This window comes from Pseudomonas sp. LjRoot277 (assembly GCF_964253845.1).
Classification (GTDB): domain Bacteria; phylum Pseudomonadota; class Gammaproteobacteria; order Pseudomonadales; family Pseudomonadaceae; genus Aquipseudomonas.
Genome location: NZ_CAXURI020000001.1, coordinates 4,077,641 through 4,097,618, shown reverse-complemented (window position 1 = coordinate 4,097,618; position 19,978 = coordinate 4,077,641). Strand labels below are relative to the sequence as shown.

17 protein-coding genes are annotated in these 19,978 nt (G+C 56.2%); 11 read left to right on the top strand and 6 right to left on the bottom strand.

Going from position 1 to position 19,978, the window contains the following annotated elements:
• Nucleotides 1–5 precede the first annotated feature (5 nt).
• Nucleotides 6–527 carry a G/U mismatch-specific DNA glycosylase gene (gene mug / locus ACSQ87_RS19215; RefSeq protein ID WP_223431464.1) on the top strand — a complete coding sequence of 174 codons (522 nt, stop codon included), beginning with the start codon at nt 6–8 and terminating at the stop codon, nt 525–527.
• On the opposite strand, the gene yghX is transcribed toward mug, so the two are convergent.
• Complete coding sequence (gene yghX, locus ACSQ87_RS19210) at nt 524–1,411, bottom strand: YghX family hydrolase (protein ID WP_223431465.1); 888 nt, start codon at nt 1,409–1,411, stop codon at nt 524–526. The genes mug and yghX overlap by 4 nt on opposite strands.
• A gap of 544 nt (nt 1,412–1,955) precedes the next feature.
• Here yghX and ACSQ87_RS19205 point away from each other — a divergent pair.
• From ACSQ87_RS19205 to ACSQ87_RS19175, 7 genes are all read left to right on the top strand, one after another.
• The gene (locus ACSQ87_RS19205) at nt 1,956–3,389 is read left to right on the top strand and encodes an NAD(P)/FAD-dependent oxidoreductase (RefSeq protein WP_436274112.1); all 1,434 of its coding nucleotides are present in this window, start codon (nt 1,956–1,958) and stop codon (nt 3,387–3,389) included.
• Entirely contained in the window at nt 3,386–4,237 is an 852-nt protein-coding gene (locus ACSQ87_RS19200; protein ID WP_223431466.1) for a HemK/PrmC family methyltransferase, read from the top strand. The genes ACSQ87_RS19205 and ACSQ87_RS19200 overlap by 4 nt, the downstream gene beginning before the upstream one ends.
• A gap of 22 nt (nt 4,238–4,259) precedes the next feature.
• Nucleotides 4,260–5,531, top strand: a complete 1,272-nt coding sequence (locus tag ACSQ87_RS19195) for an aminotransferase class I/II-fold pyridoxal phosphate-dependent enzyme (RefSeq protein ID WP_223431467.1) — start codon at nt 4,260–4,262, stop codon at nt 5,529–5,531.
• Between the two features lie 43 nt (nt 5,532–5,574).
• On the top strand, nt 5,575–5,910 hold the full coding sequence (locus ACSQ87_RS19190) for a chorismate mutase (protein ID WP_223431468.1): 336 nt from the start codon (nt 5,575–5,577) through the stop codon (nt 5,908–5,910).
• The gene (pabB, locus tag ACSQ87_RS19185; protein ID WP_436274111.1) at nt 5,907–7,979 is read left to right on the top strand and encodes an aminodeoxychorismate synthase component I; all 2,073 of its coding nucleotides are present in this window, start codon (nt 5,907–5,909) and stop codon (nt 7,977–7,979) included. The genes ACSQ87_RS19190 and pabB overlap by 4 nt, the downstream gene beginning before the upstream one ends.
• Nucleotides 7,976–8,845, top strand: coding sequence for a prephenate dehydrogenase dimerization domain-containing protein (locus ACSQ87_RS19180; RefSeq protein WP_223431470.1), 870 nt, complete (start codon nt 7,976–7,978; stop codon nt 8,843–8,845). The genes pabB and ACSQ87_RS19180 overlap by 4 nt, the downstream gene beginning before the upstream one ends.
• 94 nt (nt 8,846–8,939) lie before the next feature.
• Nucleotides 8,940–10,469, top strand: a complete 1,530-nt coding sequence (locus ACSQ87_RS19175; RefSeq protein ID WP_223431471.1) for an MFS transporter — start codon at nt 8,940–8,942, stop codon at nt 10,467–10,469.
• A gap of 114 nt (nt 10,470–10,583) precedes the next feature.
• Here the strand turns inward: ACSQ87_RS19175 and ACSQ87_RS19170 are convergent, their stop codons facing one another.
• Genes ACSQ87_RS19170 through glcD form a run of 5 tightly spaced genes read right to left on the bottom strand, consistent with a single transcriptional unit; the run spans nt 10,584 to nt 17,026 of the window.
• A complete protein-coding gene (locus ACSQ87_RS19170) occupies nt 10,584–12,764 on the bottom strand; it encodes a malate synthase G (RefSeq protein ID WP_436274110.1) in 2,181 nt (726 codons plus the stop codon).
• A gap of 55 nt (nt 12,765–12,819) precedes the next feature.
• Complete coding sequence (locus ACSQ87_RS19165) at nt 12,820–13,221, bottom strand: heme-binding protein (protein ID WP_008157093.1); 402 nt, start codon at nt 13,219–13,221, stop codon at nt 12,820–12,822.
• Between the two features lie 20 nt (nt 13,222–13,241).
• Nucleotides 13,242–14,459: a glycolate oxidase subunit GlcF gene (glcF, locus tag ACSQ87_RS19160; protein ID WP_223431473.1), complete on the bottom strand. Its 1,218-nt coding sequence runs from the start codon at nt 14,457–14,459 to the stop codon at nt 13,242–13,244.
• A gap of 3 nt (nt 14,460–14,462) precedes the next feature.
• On the bottom strand, nt 14,463–15,527 hold the full coding sequence (glcE, locus tag ACSQ87_RS19155) for a glycolate oxidase subunit GlcE (RefSeq protein WP_223431474.1): 1,065 nt from the start codon (nt 15,525–15,527) through the stop codon (nt 14,463–14,465).
• Entirely contained in the window at nt 15,527–17,026 is a 1,500-nt protein-coding gene (glcD, locus tag ACSQ87_RS19150; RefSeq protein ID WP_436274109.1) for a glycolate oxidase subunit GlcD, read from the bottom strand. Before glcD ends, glcE begins: the two co-directional genes overlap by 1 nt.
• A 234-nt stretch (nt 17,027–17,260) precedes the next feature.
• Between glcD and glcC the strand changes: the two genes are divergently transcribed.
• From glcC to ACSQ87_RS19135, 3 genes are all read left to right on the top strand, one after another.
• Entirely contained in the window at nt 17,261–18,028 is a 768-nt protein-coding gene (gene glcC / locus ACSQ87_RS19145) for a transcriptional regulator GlcC (protein ID WP_223431476.1), read from the top strand.
• Nucleotides 18,028–18,939: a LysR family transcriptional regulator gene (locus ACSQ87_RS19140; protein WP_436274108.1), complete on the top strand. Its 912-nt coding sequence runs from the start codon at nt 18,028–18,030 to the stop codon at nt 18,937–18,939. The genes glcC and ACSQ87_RS19140 overlap by 1 nt, the downstream gene beginning before the upstream one ends.
• A gap of 105 nt (nt 18,940–19,044) precedes the next feature.
• Nucleotides 19,045–19,974, top strand: a complete 930-nt coding sequence (locus ACSQ87_RS19135) for a hydroxymethylglutaryl-CoA lyase (protein ID WP_436274107.1) — start codon at nt 19,045–19,047, stop codon at nt 19,972–19,974.
• Nucleotides 19,975–19,978: the final 4 nt, after the last annotated feature.

The window sequence follows — 19,978 nt, the reverse complement described above, 5'->3', positions numbered from 1 at the left end:
TCACTGTGAGTGAAGGACTCGACGATATTCTTGCCGAACAGCTAGCCGTGATTTTTTGTGGCATCAACCCAGGCGTAACTGCCGCTGCCCAAGGCCATCATTTTGCGGGCCGGGGCAATCGCTTCTGGCGCACGCTGCATCTCGCCGGCTTTACGCCTGAGGAGGTGCGCCCGGAAAACGATCGGATAATCTTGCAGTATCAGTGTGGATTAACGGCCGTGGTGGAACGGCCTACGGCGCGAGCGGATCAGCTGGCTGCCCATGAATTCATCGCTGCCGCTGCAGACTTTGAACAAAAGATCGTGCGTCATGCGCCACGCTTTGTGGCGTTTCTCGGTAAAGCGGCGTATTGCGCGCTATCCGGCCAACGAGACATTGCATGGGGGCTTCAGCCAAAGACCTTCGGCAATGCCTCGGTATGGATCCTGCCCAATCCCAGTGGGAGAAATCGCGCGTTCACACTTGATCAACTGGTGGGCGCGTACCGCCAACTCTATTTAGCGACAGGCGAGCAACCTCACCATTAAGCCAGGTACCGCCGAAACCACCCCAGCGTCCGGTCCCAGGCCAGCTTGGCCGCGGCCTCATCGTATCGAGGCGTGGAGTCGTTATGGAAACCATGATTGGCCCCAGGGTAGATGTACGCTTCATAGGTCTTGCCCGCGGCTTTCAGTGCCTTCTCATAGGCGGGCCAGCCTTCGTTGATGCGCGTATCCAGTTCGCCGTAGTGCAGCATCACCGGCGCCTTGATGCGGGCGACATCCTTGGTCTCTGGCTGTCGGCCATAAAAAGACACGGCAGCCGCCAGTTCTGGATAAGCCACGGCCGCCGCATTGACGACGCCACCGCCGTAGCAGAACCCGGTGATCCCTACTTTTCCAGTGGTTGCGTCATGCTTCATCAACCACTCGATGGCGGCGAAAAAGTCGTTCATGAGCTTTTCAGGGTCGACGGTCGCCTGCAGCTCCCGGCCTTTTTCATCGTTGCCAGGATAGCCGCCCACCGACGTCAGGCCATCAGGGGCGAGGGCGATGAAGCTTGCCTTGGCCACACGCCGCGCGACGTCTTCGATGTACGGGTTGAGCCCGCGATTTTCATGCACAACCACCACCGCCGGCACCTTGCCGGTGGCTTTCGCCGGACGCACCAGATAGCCACGAACCTGCCCGTTGCCCTTGGGGGATGGATAGGTGATGTACTCGGCAACAATGTCCGGGTCGGTAAATTCAACCTGCTCGGCGAGCGCATAATTCGGACTCAGCGCGGCGAGGAGGGCGCTGGCGGCCAAACCGCCCAAGGTGAACAACGCCGCCCGATCCAGAAACTCACGTCGGTTGATCTTGCCGTGGGCGTAGTAGTCGTACAGTTCGAGCAGTTCCGGGGCAAAGTCTTTCGCAGTGAGACGGGTCATCTGTGCGCTTCCTCTTGGGCGGGCCGATTGCTCTGTCGGTTGGACAGGGTGGGCGATACCTGTCGAGCGTAGCTGTTCACAAAAAAGAGGCCTCGCAGACGGGGTGAAAACGCGAAGAGGGTGGCTCAAGCAAACGCCCGAGATTGTTTTGGGGGCTTGCTTTTGGGTTAGGACGCGGCTGCCCGGAACTTACTACTGTCGATCGCCACAAGCTCACTTACGGCCAAGCTCGAATCATCAGGCGGTAGCTAAGTTTTCACACAATCTGTGATGGTCGATTTTTAGAGTAATTGTTTTTACTAATTATGTAACTTTTAATAAGTTTTTATAGACTGATTTTTTAAGTTGACTGGGCAATCTGTGATCTAAGTGCGGAGTTTCAGCGCTTTAGCTCCACTGCAATGTGTGTAGAATTATTTCGAAGATACAATATGAAACAAATAGTCGGTTGAATCGTAATGTAACGAAATTATAGAAGTGTTCTGTTTTCCAACGAGAAAAGTTGATTTTTCTTACATTGCGGGTAATCGTCTGAGGTCAAAACATGGAGTTCGACGTCATTGTTGTAGGTGCAGGAGCAGTTGGTGGGTCAATCGCGTATGAGTTGTCCACGCGTGGTTTAAATGTCTGTCGAGTCGGTGAGACTGATCGTACAAATGCAGCGTCAAGGGCTGCCGGAGCGATGAATGGATGTTTCGGGGAGGTAACAAGCGGCCTGCTGGCAAGTGATTTTGGTCGATTGAAATTAGACATGGACCGACAAGCTCAACACCTGTGGTCAAGTTGGGCGGAGCGTTTGGCAATTTCTTCAGGTGATTCCAGCTCGTTGTTTACAGCGATTGGGACCCATGTGCTGCTCAACACCGCCGGCATGGATGAGGTGGACAGCGTTAACTACGACACCATCGAGAGAACCCTTCGTGAGTATGGTGAGCCGTTCGAAACTGTTGATCCACGCAAAATGGAGTGGCTGAAGCCCAACCATCTGGTTCGCCCTTTGCGTGGGCTGTACATACCAAACGAGCATTCCGTGAACTCTCATCTTTTGCTGGAGAAACTGGATGCTGCATTTGTCTCCGAGGGCGGCACTCTGAAAAATGAGAACGCCCAACGCGTGTTGGGTGAGGGTGGAGTAGTCACCGGCATTGAGTTATGCAATGGAGAGGTTCTTTGGGCTAAAAAGGTTGTGATTGCGGCAGGCGTTCAATCTTTAGACCTGCTTAGTGATTTCGACGAGCTCGTAAAGAAAATTCCACCGTTGTTCAGTGGATATGGCGTTTCAATTCTCGTGAAAATGCCAGAAGGGGTTGAGTTGCCTAGTTCTGTCATACGGACGCCAAATCGTGCTTTTGCGTGCGGCTTGCACTGTGTCCCTCGTGGGGACGGGGTCCTGTATTTGGGAGCTACTAATATAATTTCCGAGCAGCCTAAACAACAGGCTCTCATATCGGATGTTCAGTTTTTGCTTGACTGTGCTGTTGATCAGTTGAATCTGGACCTTCATGGTGCTGAAATCATTTCCATACAGGTTGGCAACAGACCAATTCCGGCAGATGGTTTCCCATTGATTGGCGAGTGCGGCATTGAAGGTCTTTGGCTTGCAACAGGCACCTACCGAGACGGCCTGCACCAATCACCATTGCTTGCGCGGTATATAGCTGATTGCCTTACCGATATAGAGACTCCCGATCTAGATCTCAGCCCTTTCAAACCTGTGCGTGCTCCGTTATCTGGGTTTGCCCGCGAGAATACGGTCAGGGAAACGGTACAGCAGATGTTTGCCACAGGATATGAGTATCGTTGGGATATAAAACCTTACTGGTTTCCTTTGCTGGATGAAGGACTTTCGCGCAACTACGAACAACTTATAAATGACTTGCACCCGTCATTTACGCCTCCGCCGGAGTTGGTCGCATTCTCCTATCTGTATGAGTCAATTTTGAAAAGACTTTCGCAGTATTACAAGGAGTGGTCATGAGTCTTACAGATCGTGAGTATCTTGCTATTAGTCAAGCGCGGGCCATGTTGCAAGCGTCTGGGGTCTGGGACTTGGAAGCCGACTTGAGTTGTCTTATAGATCGCTATATCGAACGGGTGGATAAAAGCCGTGCGCTCGATGAATTTATGTTAGCGGTTAAAGAACGCTGTAACCGAATTCCTCTCGGGCATATTGTTGGCATGGTGGAGTTTGACGAAATGCCGCTGGTGGTTGGTACCGGCGTGTTTATCCCCCGCCCTCACAGCCAAATCATTCACAAATGGCTGGAGACCAGTGCTGCGCTGCGACCGGGAGCTACTGTTCTCGATTTGTGTGCCGGAAGCGGCGCGATTGGCTTGGCGATCGCACGGCGCAGACCGGATCTGAAAGTGACATGTGTGGAGTTTGATGAGATAGCGATGCAGTATCTCAAACGCAACATCGATCGACTGGCCTGCAAGGGGGGGCAGGTCAATCACTTGCAGGCAGACATTCGCGACAAACAGGCATTTACGCGATTCACAGATCAGGTTGGTTTGATTGTCGCTAATCCTCCGTACGTCCCACAGTCCCAAGAGTTGTTACCTGAGTGGAGCAATCACCATCCACGGGAGTCGGTCTATTCCGGGGTCGATGGGCTTGAACTGATACGGCAAATCATCTCGCTCGCGAACCAGTTACTTAGTCGTGAAGGTTGGCTAGTCATTGAGCACGGCGAGGAACAGGCCAGAGCGGTGCGTGAACTGTTCAAGCAGAGTCAGCTGACAAATACACAAACTGTAATCGATAAGGAAGCGTCCGACGCCTCGGGCAGCTCAGTAATGACCATCGGATGCAAATCTCATTGATTTTCAGAAAGGAACTTTAGCTATGGATGTGCAAACTAGACAAGACTGGATGAGCATTCGTCGCGGCAACACCACTGGTGCACTGGCGAAGGCTTACGAGGAAGGGCTGACAGGTTTTACGGTTGCGAGTCGTGTGGGTAAGCACATTACCTTGCAGAACGGAGGCACATTCACAGAGTTTGTTTCCTGTTCGTACTTGGGCTTGGAAACCCACTCTGCATTGATCTATGCCGCACACCAGGCTATGGAAACTACCGGACTACACCTGTCGTCTTCTCGAAGTGCGATGCGCCCAAGTTACCTCCCTCAACTGGAAGAGTTGCTTGCTCAGATTTACGGAGGTAGCGGCGTTGCGGTGTTTACCTCTACCAGCAGTGTCCATTTAGGTGTTTTACCGTTGCTGGGGAGTGGTTCGTTGAGTGGGTATCCAGTCAAAAAACGAATCCACTGGCTGATGGATAAAACCGCCCATGCTTCGATGCAGGTACTTAGGGGGATTTTGGAGCAGTTCGGACCTGTTTCTAGAGTTGAGTCCACCAGCCAAGAATCAATGACCACAGCGCTGAAAGTCTGCACCGACAAAGGTGAAACTCCTGTGCTCTTGATCGATGGAATTGGCTCGATGAGTGGTCTTGTACCCATCGCCGAGCTCTCTCGGCAGCTAGAGTCGGCACAGGGATACCTATACGTAGACGATGCTCATGGTATTTCGATCGTCGGACGTCATGGTGCGGGATATGCCTTTTCAGCGGTTGATCACTCATTACCTGCAAATATTATTCTGGCAGGGTCTCTCTCCAAGGCATTTGGTGGCGCGGGTGGTTTTGTCGTGGTTTCAGATCCACGGGATGTTGAAGTTATCCGAACCCTGGCCAATCCGCTGATATTTGGTCATTCCATTATGGTGCCCATGCTGGCGGCTAACGTTGCCTCGGCGAAAATCCATCTCAGTGACGAGATCGATATGCTGCAACGGCGACTTTGGGAAAATGTCGCCCTTTTAGATTCCCTCACCGACAACCAGTTGCTCAACGCAGGTATCCAGTCACCCGTCAGAGGAGCCTTCTTTGACACAGAGGAGGCCGGCTTGCAGGCTGCGAGAACCCTGCGTGACCAAGGCATGCTGCTCTTTCCTGTGTTTTACCCAATCATTGCCAAAGGCAAAGCGATGCTGCGTTTTGCAATTTCAGCAGACCACAGTGGCAAAGACATCAAGTTATTGGGGGCTGCTCTAGGGGCTATGACGAACAAGGGGTTATGGGTGCCTGCTATCAATGAGCAGGATCACGCCTGACTGACGACTCTCTACCAGAAATTGGCAAACGGAGGTGCAAAAGATGAAACAACAGGGACAGTTATCACCGACAGGCACGTCTAACATTTTGCAGCCGCAGCGGGAGCGGCTTGACTCGATAAATTTGCAAGTTGTCGACCTGCTCTCTGAGCGAATGAAAGTGTGCATGGACATTGCCGAGCTCAAAGCCGTCCATGGCATTGCGATGATGCAACCCGGACGAATTTCCTACGTGCTCGATATGATTAAGACTAGATCGGAGGCGGTAGGATTGAGGGCAGAATACACCGAGTCGATATTCAAACTGATTATAGAAGAGACGTGTATTCAGGAAGATGTCCTGATTAATCGGTGTCTGGCTGAGGGGCGGCCTTCATGAAAATATTGCTGATTGATAACTTTGATTCCTTCACCCAGAACATTGCTCAGTATTTGTATGAGGTGACAGGTATTTGCGCGGATGTAGTCAAAAATACCTTTTCGTACAATGAATTGGGCATCGAAAAATATGATGCTGTAGTGCTGTCGCCCGGTCCAGGGCACCCCGGTCAGGAGGCTGATTTTGGTGTGTGCGGTGACGTCATTCTCCGTTCTCCTGTCCCGTTGCTTGGTATTTGTCTAGGACACCAAGGCATCGCTCAATTTCTTGGGGGGACTGTGGGGTACGCTCCCAGCCCTGTGCATGGCTACCGCAGTCGGATTACTCATTCCGGTAAAGGGCTCTTTCGAGATTTACCGGAGCAGTTCGAAGTGGTCAGATACCATTCGTTGATGTGTACCAGCCTCCCAGCAGAGCTCCAATGTACGGCTTGGACGTCTGAAGGTGTGGTCATGGCAATCGAACATATCACTAGACCGGTTTGGGGTGTCCAGTTCCACCCCGAATCCATCGATTCAGAGTATGGCCATGCGCTATTGAGCAACTTCATACGCATGGCGCTGGAACATAACGTCAGTGCTAGAGCTCACTTAGAATCAGACACGGAATGTACGTCATCAAAAGATGCATACGTCGCAGTAGGGGGGATGCTGAATATGCAGCTTGCCTATCGCGAGTTTTCCGAATGCACGGATCCACTAGCAGTATTTTCAACGCTCTATACAGATGATCGTTATGCTTTTTGGCTAGACAGCGAGAAGTCAGAAAGACCTAATGCTCGCTACTCGATCATGGGTAGTGGGGAGGCGCAAGGAGCGATAAGGCTTGAGTACGATGTCAACGATGAGTGCCTGAAGCTTGAGGGCCCCAAAGGTAAAAAAAGTATCAAAGGAGACTTTTTTACACTGATTGCACAGATCTTCGAAGCTGTGCAGGTGGCGACCCCTCAGTACTTGCCGTTTGTTTTCAAGGGCGGTTTTGTTGGCTTTCTCGGTTACGAATTGAAAGCTTTGGCGGGTGGATGCAAAATTTACCGTTCGGTTTATCCGGATGCTTCATTCATGTTTGCGCCGCATTTCTTTGTCTTTGATCATCATGAAGACAAGGTCTATGAATGCCTGATGACTGCGACTGACGATGCTGTGGATTGGCCTTCCTTACCTGATTTTCTCCATCGTAATGATGAGTCAGTTGGTGATTGCAATTCGTTTATTCCAGGTGCCGTAGATCAGCTGAAGCTCTCGCTTGAGGACGGGCCAGATGATTACATCAGTAAGATCAATCAATTTCTCAAGTACATCACCGATGGGGAGTCATACGAGATCTGCCTGACCAATAGGGCAAAAATGGCTTACAGCGGTGCGCCTTTGAGTGCTTATTGGCGAATGCGCGAGGCTAGCCCCGTACCCTACGGTGCCTACCTCTCGTTTGCAGGATTTTCAGTATTAAGCGCTTCGCCCGAAACCTTTCTCAGAATCGATGACAGCGGATTGATCGAGTCCAGACCGATCAAGGGAACCAGGCCGCGTAGTAAACAATTCGCAGAGGACCAAATACTACGGGATGAGCTACGTAGCTCGGCCAAGGACAGGGCCGAGAACCTAATGATTGTAGATTTGGTGCGCCATGATTTGAATCAAGTGTGCCGTCCAGGGAGCGTTCATGTTCCTGAGATTTTCTCAGTAGAAAGCTTTTCCTCGGTCCACCAACTTGTCTCAACAGTTCGTGGCCACCTTCGCTCGGATATTTCAACAATCGAAGCTATTCGAGCTTGTTTCCCGGGAGGCTCAATGACGGGAGCTCCGAAGAAACGCACGATGGAAATTATTGACGTATTGGAGTCCTCTGCCCGTGGTGTCTACTCAGGCGCATTAGGCTGGTTATCTTTCAGTGGTGGAGCGGAGCTGAGTATTGTCATCCGAACAGCAGTACTCCAAGGTAACGAGGCGAAATTTGGAATTGGTGGCGCGATAGTTGCGCACTCTGATCCACAGCAAGAGCTTGAAGAAACGTTGGTCAAGGCTAGCGTGCCTTATTACAGTTTTGTCGCAGGGAGCGAATCATTATGAGCGACACGGTTGTTGTGTTGGGAGGAGCGGGTTTGGTTGGCTCATTGATCAGCCGCATTCTTATGCAATATGGATACGATGTCCGGGTGGTGGATCGCAGGCCTTCCGAACAGGAAAGTGGCTTCTATGAAGTCGATGTCACAAGTCCGTTCAGCAACACCGGGCACATCTTCCAAGGGGCGGTGGCAGTGGTCTTTGCATTGCCCGAAAACGTGGCTATTCGGGCAATACCTTGGGTTGTTGGCTCCGTTTCGAACGATGTTGTATTCATACCGACTTGTTCTGTTCAGGAGCCTTTTTACAGAGCATTGAAGAATGCTTCGTCCCAGCAGCCTTTCGTCGGCGTCAATCCGATGTTTTCACCCAAGCTCTCCGTACAGGGACGCACCGTCGCAATTTGTCTGGAAGATGGCGACTCACCTTCGACTTTCATCGAACAGCACTTGATGGGGGCTGGGATGAAGATTAAGCGAATGACGCCGGTGGCCCATGATGAACTCATGGCGCTATGTCAGGCGCTGCCCCATGCCGCAATTCTCGGGTTCGGTTTAGCGTTGGCAAAGTCGTCACTTGATCTGGAAAGCGCTCTTGAAGTGATGCCACCACCGATGCGGACAATGATGGCGTTGCTGGCCCGGGTTCTGGTCAATCCGCCTGAAGTCTACTGGGACATACAGCTAGAAAATGACCAAGCCAACCGCCAGCGCGCCGCGCTGGCGGAAGGAATGGAACGCTTGATGAATAATGTCTCTAATCAGGATTTTGACGAGTTCAGATGCGACTTACGGGACGTTTCAAATGCTTTGGGTAGTCGTTTGAACTCAGGGGCCGTCGATTGTCAGCATGTTTTTTCATTACTGAACTGACCGAGTCCTCGCCATGGAAGTGCGCTGGGTTCGTTTCACGGGAGCATTGCGAAATCTCCCGTGAATACTTTGAGGGAGATAAGGAGCTTGGCTAATGCCGTTAATAAGTGAGATAGCGCAACACAGAGCAAAATCAAAACGATGGTCTGCCCTAACCGTGCTGATGCTGCCAGTACTACTGGTGACCGTAGACAATACGGTGCTTGGATTTGCGTTACCAAAGATTGCCGAGGCCCTGAGTCCGAGCGCTAGTCAGCAGTTATGGATGATCGATGCCTATTCACTGGTATTGGCGGGATTACTGGTGTCGATGGGTAGTCTGGGCGATCGAATCGGTCATCGAAAGTTGTTACTGGCCGGTTCTTTGGGTTTTGTCATTGTGTCGGTGCTGACCGCCTATTCCCAAACGGCCATGCAACTGATTGCCGGGCGAGCTTGCATGGGGGTTTTCGGTGCGATGTTGATGCCCTCTACTTTGGCATTGATACGTTCGGTGTTTCTGGATCGAGAGGAGCGCAGAGTCGCTGTCGCGATCTGGGCAACAACTCTGACGGTAGGATCAGCGCTCGGTCCTTTGGTCGGTGGGGTTTTGCTGGAGTTTTTCAGCTGGGGGGCGATTTTCCTATTGGCAATACCCGTATTGGTGCCGTTGTTGGTATTGGGACCAGTGTTGTTGCCCGAGTCCGAGAAAGACTGTTCAGGGCCATTGGATCCGCTGAGCATCCTGCAATCGATGGTTGCCCTCAGTGCCATCGTTTACGGCATTAAACACAGTGCCAGTAATGGTCTCGACTGGATGGCGCTGACAGCATTTGTAATCGGCATAGTTGCTGGGTGGATGTTTGTGCATCGGCAGTTACGTCTGCCTGTGCCGCTGATGGACCTGAGTCTGTTCCGAAGTGGCGCCTTTAGCGGCTCCGTACTAATCAATTTGATGAGCCTCGCGTTCCTCGTCGGCTTTGTGTTCTTCACCACTCAGTTCTTACAGATCGTCCTTCAGATGTCCCCGTTGAATGCCAGCTTTGCGTTAGTACCTGGTCAGATCATGGCGATCGTAGTGGGAATGGCAGTCGTGCCTGTAGCGCGGCGAGTACCGGTGCATGTGCTGGTACCGATTCTGATGGCGTTTGCTGGGGCGGCGTTTTTGTTGGTCGCCAGCATCGGCAGCAGCCTGACCGTTCTGGTGGTGGCTTTTGCCTTGCTGAACATCGGCGTGGGCGCGATTGCGACGGTATCCAACGATGTGATTTTATCGGCAGCACCGCCGGAAAGGGCGGGTGCGGCGTCCGCCATTAGTGAAACGGCCTATGAAGTGGGTGTTGTTTTGGGGACGACGGTGCTTGGTGGTCTTGTCACAGCCTACTATCGCGGTGCATTGCAGCTTCCGGGCTTTTTGAGCGAGGTTCAGACGATGCTGGCGAGTGAGACGCTATCGGGTGCTAATCATGTAGCGGTGCAGTTGTCAGGAGATCAGGCAAGAGAGCTGATGACGCAGGCGGGAAGTGCATTCGAGGGTGGAATTAATCTGGCTTCGTGGGTGACGTTCGGCTTGGCACTCATGGCGATATTGATTGCCTGGCGCGCTCTGCAGACACCGAAGACGAAGCTTGCTGAAGGGCAGTGATCGAAAACGAACGTCGGGCCGTTTGCCACACGGCCCGACTGTTTCAGTGCTCGAAGTTACCAAGCAGGTTCCAGGTTTTCACCCAGTCTGTTCAGTCTCTTTTGTTCCCTAGGTTTACGCCCTCGACTGCTTACACACGCGCCGGAATTTATGCAACAGCGGTTCGGTGTAGCCATTGGGTTGTGCGCATCCCTCGAACACCAGTGCGCAGGCCGCTTGAAACGCAACCGACTGCTCGAAGTCCGGTGCCATAGGCGTGTAGATCGGATCACCGGCGTTCTGCTCATCCACGACCCGCGCCATGCGCTGCAAAATTTCGACGACCTGATCCTGGGTGATCACCCCGTGTCGCAGCCAGTTGGCCATGTGCTGGCTGGATATGCGCAAGGTCGCGCGATCTTCCATCAAGCCCACGTTATGGATGTCGGGCACCTTCGAGCAGCCGATGCCTTGTTCGACCCAACGCACCACATACCCCAGCAAGCCTTGTGCATTGTTTTCGACTTCCTGACGAATCTCATCGGCCGACCAGGACGGGGCGGTGACGACCGGCACGCTGAGCAAACCGTCCAGAAGTGCCGGGCTGGCGCCACCGAAGTCTGTTGTTTCAAGGGACTCCTGCACTGAGCGCACGTTGACCTGATGGTAATGCAGCGCGTGCAAGGTGGCGGCGGTCGGCGAGGGCACCCATGCGGTATTCGCGCCCGCTTTCGGGTGGGCGACTTTCTGTTTGAGCATATCGGCCATCCGGTCCGGCATGGCCCACATGCCTTTGCCAATCTGCGCTCGCCCACGCAATCCACAGTCCAGACCGACGAGCACGTTGTTGCGCTCGTAGGCCTCGATCCACGAGGTGTTTTTCATGTCACCCTTGCGCAGCATCGCGCCCGCTTCCATGGCGGTGTGCATCTCGTCGCCGGTGCGATCCAGAAAACCGGTGTTGATGAACGCGACCCGTGAGGAAGCTGCCGCGATACAGGCCTTGAGGTTGACGCTGGTGCGTCGCTCCTCGTCCATGATGCCCATTTTCAGGGTATGACGTTCGAGCTGGAGCAGGTCTTCGATGCGGCTGAACAATTGCTCGGCGAAGGCCACTTCGGCGGGGCCGTGCATTTTCGGTTTGACGATGTAGACGCTGCCGGTGCGGGAGTTAACGCGGCGTCGCAGGTCATGCAAGGCAATCAGGCTGGTGATGACGCCGTCGAGAATGCCTTCCGGGATTTCCAGTCCGCCCTTGTCGAGAACCGCCGGGCTGGTCATCAGGTGTCCGACGTTACGGATGAACAGCAACGACCGCCCGTGCAGCGACAGTGAGCTGCCATCGGCCGCAGTGTACTTGCGGTCCGGGTTCAGCCGCCGAGTGATGGTTTTACCGTTTTTCTCCAGGTCCTCTTTCAGGTCGCCCTTCATCAAACCCAGCCAGTTGCGGTACACCTGCACCTTGTCATTGGCGTCGACCGCAGCGACCGAGTCTTCACAATCAATGATGGTCGAGAGTGCTGCTTCAATCAGCAGATCCTTGACCCCAGCGGCGTCAGCCTGGCCGATGACGCTCTGCCGATCGATCTGAATTTCGACGTGCAGATCGTTGTTTTTCAGCAGAATGGCCGTGGGATCAGCGAGTGAACCCTGATAGCCAATGTACTGCGCAGCGTTTGATAAACCGGTTTGGCTGCCGTCATTCAAAGTGGCTTCCAGTGTGCCGTTGTCGATCCGGTAACGCGCCACCTCGGCATGGGAACCGCTGCTCAAGGGGAATGCCTGATCCAGGAAACCACGGGCAAACGCGATGACTTTCGCCCCGCGCACGGGGTTGTAAGTCCGGCCCGGTTCGGCACCGCCGTCATTGGAAATCACATCGGTGCCGTAGAGCGCGTCGTACAGCGATCCCCAGCGCGCATTGGCGGCATTCAGCGCATAACGTGCGTTGACCGCCGGGACAACCAGTTGCGGTCCGGCCTGCACACTGATTTCCGTATCGACGTTGGTGGTGCTGACCTTGACGTCTGCGGGTTGCGGTTGCAGGTAACCAATACCGCTCAGGAAGTCGCGATAAGCCGGCATGTCCGTCACCGGTCCCGGGTGGGCGCGGTGCCAGGTGTCCAGTTCGGTTTGCAGGCGATCACGCTCAGCCAGCAGCGCGCGGTTGATAGGTGCCAGTTCATGCACCAATGCGGCGAAACCACTCCAGAACGCTTGAGGGTCCAGGCCGGTTCCCGGCAGCACGTCCAGATCAACGAAACGTTGCAAGACAGGCGCGACCGTGAGGCCTTGGCAGTTCACGAAATCGGTCACTTTTTGCATCTCCATCACACAGTGTTATCGAGCGCTAAATCGCGCCCGGCTCAATTCAGTTCAGGCATTGCGCGCCGGCCTTGGCCACTTGTGCGTCCTGCTCGGCTTTGACACCGGACACCCCAACCGCGCCGATCACCTGGCCGTCGACGATGATCGGCACGCCGCCCTCAAGGGACGTCAGTAATGGCGCGGACAAAAAGGCGTGGCGCCCGCCATTGACCATCTCTTCATAGCCTTTGGATTCGCGCCGGCCCAGGGCCGAAGTGCGGGCCTTTTCGGTGGCGATGTAGGCGCCAATCGGAGCGCAACCGTCGAGGCGTTCGAGAGCCAGGGGATGGCCGCCGTCATCGACAATCACGATGGTCACGGCCCATTGGTTGTTCTGCGCTTCGGTGCGTGCCGCCGCGAGGATTTGGCTGACTTCGGTCTGGCTCAGTACGGCTTTGCTTTTCATGGGGATTCTCCAGTACTCGGTTAGGGCAAGGCGGCTTCGACCAGTTCGATCCAGTGCCTGACAGGGGTTCGGCCCGCACCGTCGAGGTGGGACTGACAGCCGATATTGGCCGTGACAATGACTTCGGGATGTCCGCTTTCCAGCGCATTGAGCTTGTTGTCGCGCAATTGCCGGGACAGTTCCGGTTGGGTCAGCGAATAAGTGCCTGCCGAGCCGCAGCACAGGTGACTGTCGGCAACAGGCGTGAGATTGAAGCCCAGACTGGTCAGAATAGCTTCAACCGCACCGCCCAGTTTCTGCGCGTGCTGCAAGGTGCAGGGGCAATGGAAGGCCAGGCGTTTGGCGCTGTGGATACCGAGCTTTTCCAGCGGCTCGTCGCGCAGCACTTCGACCAGATCCTTGGCCAGCGCGCTGACCTTTTTCGCCTTCTCGGCATAGGCCGGGTCGCTGCTGAGCAGGTGGCCATAATCTTTGATGAATGCGCCGCAACCGCTGGCGGTTTGCACAATCGCCTCGGCACCGTTTTCAATGCTCGGCCACCACGCATCGATATTGCGGCGGGCGCGGTCCAGGCCGGCCGCCTGAGCGTCGAGGTGATAATCCACAGCGCCGCAACAGCCCGCCTCGCGGGTCGGTGTGACGCTGATCCCCAGTCGATCCAGCACTCGGGCGGCGGCCGCGTTGGTATTGGGTGACAGACTCGGTTGCACGCAGCCTTCAAGCATCAGCACCTGCCGGGTGTGGCGAGTGACTGGGCGCGGCTTGGCCGGATAGACGCGGCGAGGCAACTTTATCTGCAAGGTGTTGGGCAACAATGCCCGGAACATCTGTCCGCTGCTGACCAGCCCTTTGAACAGCGCAGGATTGGGCACGACGCTGCGCAGCCCTTCGCGCAACAAGCGCTGACCGAGTGGGCGCGGCACCGCCGCATCGACCACTGCTCGGCCGATGTCCAGCAAGTTGTGGTAGTCAACGCCGGAAGGGCAGGTGGTTTCGCAGTTACGGCACGACAGGCAGCGATCCAGGTGTTGTTGGGTCTTTTGCGTGACTTCGTTGCCTTCCAGAACCTGCTTGATCAGGTAGATGCGGCCCCGCGGTCCATCTAGCTCATCGCCCAGCAATTGATAGGTCGGGCAGGTGGCATTGCAGAAACCGCAGTGCACGCAGGTGCGCAAAATGCTTTCGGCTTCTTCGGCGCGGGGCAGCTGACGGGCTTGTTCGCTCAAGGTGGTCTGCATGGGTCAAAGCTCCGCGTACAGGCGCCCGGGGTTGAAGATGCCCCGGGGATCGAGTTGTTGCTTCAAGTTCCGGTGGTAGCGCATCAATGCGGCAGGCAACGGTTGAAACGGGCTGTCGATCAGGCCATGGGTATAGCAGGTCACATGCCCGCCAACTTCTTCGACGATCGAGCGAATGAACGCTGCCTCCGCGTCAGACTTGAGCCAGCGCTGTGCACCGCCCCAATCGAGCAGCTGACGGCCAGGCAGGGAAAGCCGAGGCGTGTTGTGAGGGACGGACAGGCGCCAAAGTGCCTGGTCCTCATCGAAGAAGCTCAATCGATGTTCGTTGAGATCCTCCCAATAGGAAGCGTCGAGCAACTCGCCGCCGAGTCGGTCATGAGCCGCTGCCACCGAGCCTTCGCCCCCCTCAAGCCGCAGGTGCAGGCGCTGCCCATCGTGGCACGCGGCGCTGATCGGCAGCGGTTGTTGCCCCCATTCGGCGAGGCGCAGCAAGGCGCGATCACTTTCCATTTCCAGGCTGATACTTAAAGCTTGACGCGGCTTGGGCAGGACCTTGAGCGAGACTTCGGTCACCACACCCAACGAGCCGTAGCTGCCGGCCATCAAGCGCGACAGGTCGTAACCGGCGACGTTTTTCATGACTTCGCCACCAAAGCGCAAATGCTTGCCATGACCGGTGATGACGCGGGTGCCAAGGACGAAGTCCCGAACGGAGCCCGACCAAGGACGCCGTGGCCCCGACAACCCGCTGGCGATCATGCCGCCGACGGTGGCGCCGTCGCCGAAGGAGGGCGGTTCGCAGGGCAACATCTGCTGCGCTGCGTCCAACACTTCAGCCAGTTCTGCCAACGGGGTGCCGCAGCGAGCGGTGATCACCAGTTCGGTCGGGTCGTAGCTGACGATGCCTCGGTGGCTGCGCGTGTCGAGTACTTCGCCCGCCACGATGCGCCCAAGAAACGCCTTGCTGTTGGAGCCTTGAATGCGCAACGGCGTAGCGTTTTGCAGCGCCTGGTTAACCTGTTCCAGCAGCGAGGCGCTGTCGTCGATATCGTGTTCGCTGCGCATCAGAAACGCTCCAGTTCAGGGAAGGGCAGCTGACCCATGTGAACGTGCATGGCGCCGAACTCGGCGCAGCGGTGCAGCGTCGGAATGTTCTTGCCGGGGTTGAGCAAGCCACTCGGATCGAAGGCGGCTTTGACGGCATGGAACACGGTCAATTCATCGCTATTGAACTGCGCGCACATCTGATTGATTTTCTCCCGGCCCACGCCGTGCTCACCGGTAATGCTGCCACCGACCTTCACGCACAATTCGAGGATCTTGCCGCCCAGGGTTTCGGCGCGATCGAGCTCTCCCGGTTGGTTGGCATCGAACAGAATCAGCGGGTGCATGTTGCCGTCACCGGCGTGAAAAACGTTGGCCACCCGCAGGCCGTACTCGGCCGACAACGCGGCAATCGCCTGCAGCACACCGGGCAACTCGCGGCGAGGAATCGTCCCGTCCATGCAGTAATAATCCGGTGAGAGACGGCCCACCGCCGGAAAGGCATTCTTGCGCCCGGCCCAGAAGCGCACGCGTTCTGCTTCATCTTTAGCCTGGCGCACTTCGGTGGCGCCGGCCTGTTCCAGCACCTGGCGCACGCGGTCGCAGTCATCATGAACGTCGGCTTCAACGCCATCGAGCTCGCACAGTAGAATGGCTTCGGCGTCGACCGGATAGCCGGCGTGGATAAAGTCTTCGGCGGCGCGAATGGCCAGGTTATCCATCATTTCCAGGCCACCGGGGATGATGCCGGCGGCAATAATGTCACCCACCGCACGGCCGGCTTTCTCGACGGAATCGAACGCCGCCAGCAGCACTTTGGCGGTCTGGGGTTTGGGCAGCAGTTTGACCGTGACCTCGGTGATGACACCGAGCATGCCTTCGGAACCGGTGAACAACGCCAGCAGATCGAAGCCCGGAGAATCGAGCGCCTGGGAACCCAGGGTCAGCTGTTCGCCGTCGACGGTGAGGATGTCGACCTTGAGCAGGTTGTGCACGGTCAGCCCGTACTTCAGGCAATGCACGCCACCGGCGTTTTCCGCCACATTACCGCCGATTGAACAAGCGATCTGCGAGGAAGGGTCCGGCGCGTAGTACAAGCCAAACGGCGCTGCAGCCTGGGAAATCGCCAGGTTGCGCACCCCCGGCTGAACCCGAGCCGTGCGGGCGGCGGGGTCGATGTGCAGAATATTGTTGAAACGCACCATCACCAGCAGCACGCCTTTTTCCAGCGGCAATGCACCGCCCGACAAACCGGTGCCGGCACCGCGGGCGACCACCGCGACCTGCCGCTCATGGCAGAGTCGGAGCACGCCTTGCACTTCGTCAATGTGGCGCGGCAGCACCACCAGCATGGGCGTGGTGCGGTAAGCAGAAAGTCCGTCGCATTCGTACGGCTTGAGCTCTTCCTGTTGATGCAGGACTTCCAGATCCGGCCACTGCGTTTGCAGGGCTTGCAGCAGGGCAGTTTTGTCGACGTCAGGCAGGACGCCGTCGACGCGTTCATCGTAAAGAATGTTCATAGTCGGTTGACGACCCTCAGTTGTTTTTATAGGAGGTCTGTGTCCGTTTACCACTGACTTGCATGATTGGCCTGAGGCGTTCTACTGTCTATGTGTTGTTTGGCTGGTCGAACCAGTTTTTTATTCGATGGTTTTTTATTGGTGCAAATAAACAGTTTTAAAACATAAGCTTATGTTTGTGTTTGAACATTGGTGGTTTTGGTAGTGAGACTGGTCATACCAGTTGGAGAGTCGATGGAAAGGGCAGAAACGAGCCGCAATCCACAAGTCGCAGACGTGGTCTGTGAACGCATAGAACGGCTGATCGTGGACGGGGTGCTCAAGACCGGGCAGCTGTTGCCGTCGGAGCGTCGTCTGACCGAAAAACTCGGCGTTTCCCGCACGGCACTTCGCGAGGGCCTGAAGCTGTTGCGCGCTCGCGGGATTATCAAGACAGAGCAGGGCAAAGGTTCATTTGTCGCCGACCTTTCGGGGCACGGTGCCGCGTCACCGCTGATGCACTTGTTCAGCTCACAGCCACGCACGCTCTACGATTTGTTCGAGGTCCGCAGCCTGCTCGAAGGTGAGTCCGCACGCCTCGCGGCGTTGCGTGGAACCGACGCCGACTTCGTCCTCATCACCCGCAGCTACGAGGCGTTGCTTGATGCCCATAGCCGCTCTCTGGAGGCGTCCGAACACGCCCGGCTTGATCATGCGTTTCACCTGGCGATTTGCGAAGCGTCGCACAACCCGGTGCTGGTGCAGACCTTGCGCTCGCTGACGGACTTGCTGCTGAACACGGTGTTTGCCTCGGTCAACAACCTTTATCACCGCGAACCGCAAAAGCGTCAGATCGACCGCCAACATGCACGGCTCTACAACGCCGTCACCGGCCGTATGCCGGAGCAGGCACGCAAGGCGGCCATCGCGCACATTCAGAGCATCTGCGAAAACCTCAAGGAAATCGAAAGCGAGGAACAACGGTTGGTTCGGGCTACGCTGCGACTTGAGGGGTGGGCGTAATGCCGCATCTGGATCACTTCTCCTTGCACCTGTTTATTCTGGTCTGCGACGAAGGCACCATCGCACGGGCCAGCGAGCGGGCATTCATCGCGCCATCGGCGGTCAGTAAACGGATCTCCGACATTGAGCTGCGTTTCGGCACGCCGTTGCTCAAACGCAGCAAGCGCGGGGTTGAACCGACGCCGGCAGGGCAGGCTTTGCTGCGGCATGCCCGGTCACTGACCCGAGCAATGGAAAGGCTCGACAGTGAGCTCAGCGAATATGCGGGGGGGGCTCGTGGGCATGTCCGGGTATTGGCGAACGTGTCCTCGATCATGGAGTTTTTACCGGAAGAATTGTCCGATTTCATGTTGGCCAACCCGAGAATCCAGGTCGACATCGAAGAGCGTTTCAGCCCCGATGTAGTCCGTGGGGTGGCCGAAGGAAATGCCGACCTGGGCATTTGCAGGCGGTCGATGGCCGTGGGCGACCTGGAGTTTCTGCCTTACCGCCAGGACCATCTGGCCGTCGTGGTAGGTGCGAATCATCCCTTGGCCGATCGCACCAGCCTTGCGTTCGAAGAGACGCTGGATTTTGATCACCTGGGATTGTCGGCCTTCGCCACGCTCAATACCTTCATGCGCGAAGATGCGGAAAAGCACGGTCGGGAGCTGCGTTTCCGCTCCTATGTATCGTCATTCGACGCAGCGTTCCGGTTGGTGCAGTTCGGGCTGGGACTGGCGGTGTTCCCGCTGGAAGCCGTCGCGCGCTACAGGCAACTGTTCGACCTGCGCATCATCCCCCTGACCGACGATTGGGCACTGGGCGAGTTTGTGATCTGCGTGCGGGATCGTGAGGCACTGTCGCTTTCAGCCCGTCAGCTGCTGGATCACCTGCTGTTACGGGCACCGCCACGACAAACCATGACCTGAATCCATCCATCGCGGTTGACGATGGATCAGACCGTGAATCACGTCTTTTCGGCGCCTTGGAGTCTCTCTAGTCTGAGCCTGTGCTTCAGCCTGTGAGAGAACTTCATGACAACAATAACGATCAACGAAGTCGGCATGCGCGATGGATTGCAGAGCCTACAAGCCATCATGCCCACTGCTGCCAAACGCCAATGGATCGATGCCGCCTATGCGGCTGGCGTACGGCATATGGAAGTCGCGTCCTTTGTGCCTGCCAAACTGCTGCCGCAAATGGCCGATGCCAAGGAAGTCGTTGCCCACGCCTTGAGTTACCCCGATCTGGTGGTCTCGGTCCTCGCGCCGAACCTGCGCGGCTGTCGGGACGCGCTTGAGTCCGGTGCTCACCGCATCATTGCGCCTGTTTCCGTCAGCGCGGCCCATAGCCTGGCCAATGTTCGGCGTACGCCGCTGGAAATGGTCGAAGAGCTGGCGCGGATGTGCCAGTTGCGCACCGAGCTGGGTCTGCACAGCGTTCAAGTGATTGCCGGAATGTCCGTGGCTTTCGGCTGCACCCGCCAGGGCGATGTACCGTTGAGCGACTTGTGCGAATTGACCCGGCACGTGCTTGAGGCCGGTTGCAATCTGGTCTCGCTCGGTGACACCACCGGCTATGCCAATCCCGGTCAGGTGGCGACCACGTTGCAGGCAGTTCGAGCCATCGCCGGTGAAAAACTCCGGGCTGCGCATTTTCATGACACCCGTGGTCTGGCGCTGGCCAACAGTCTGGTGGCCGTGCAGCAAGGCATCACCGAACTCGATTCGTCCCTCGCCGGGCTGGGCGGTTGCCCGTTCGCACCGGGCGCGTCCGGCAACACCGTGACGGAAGACCTGGTGTTCATGCTGCACAGCATGGGTTACGACTCCGGCATCGATCTGGCCGCACTGATCGAATCACGAGACGTGCTGCATGCCGCGTTGCCGGACGAAACCCTTTATGGCTGCATTGCCCGCGCCGGTCTGCCACTCAATTACACGCCACCCGTCAGCCGCGCTTGAGCCT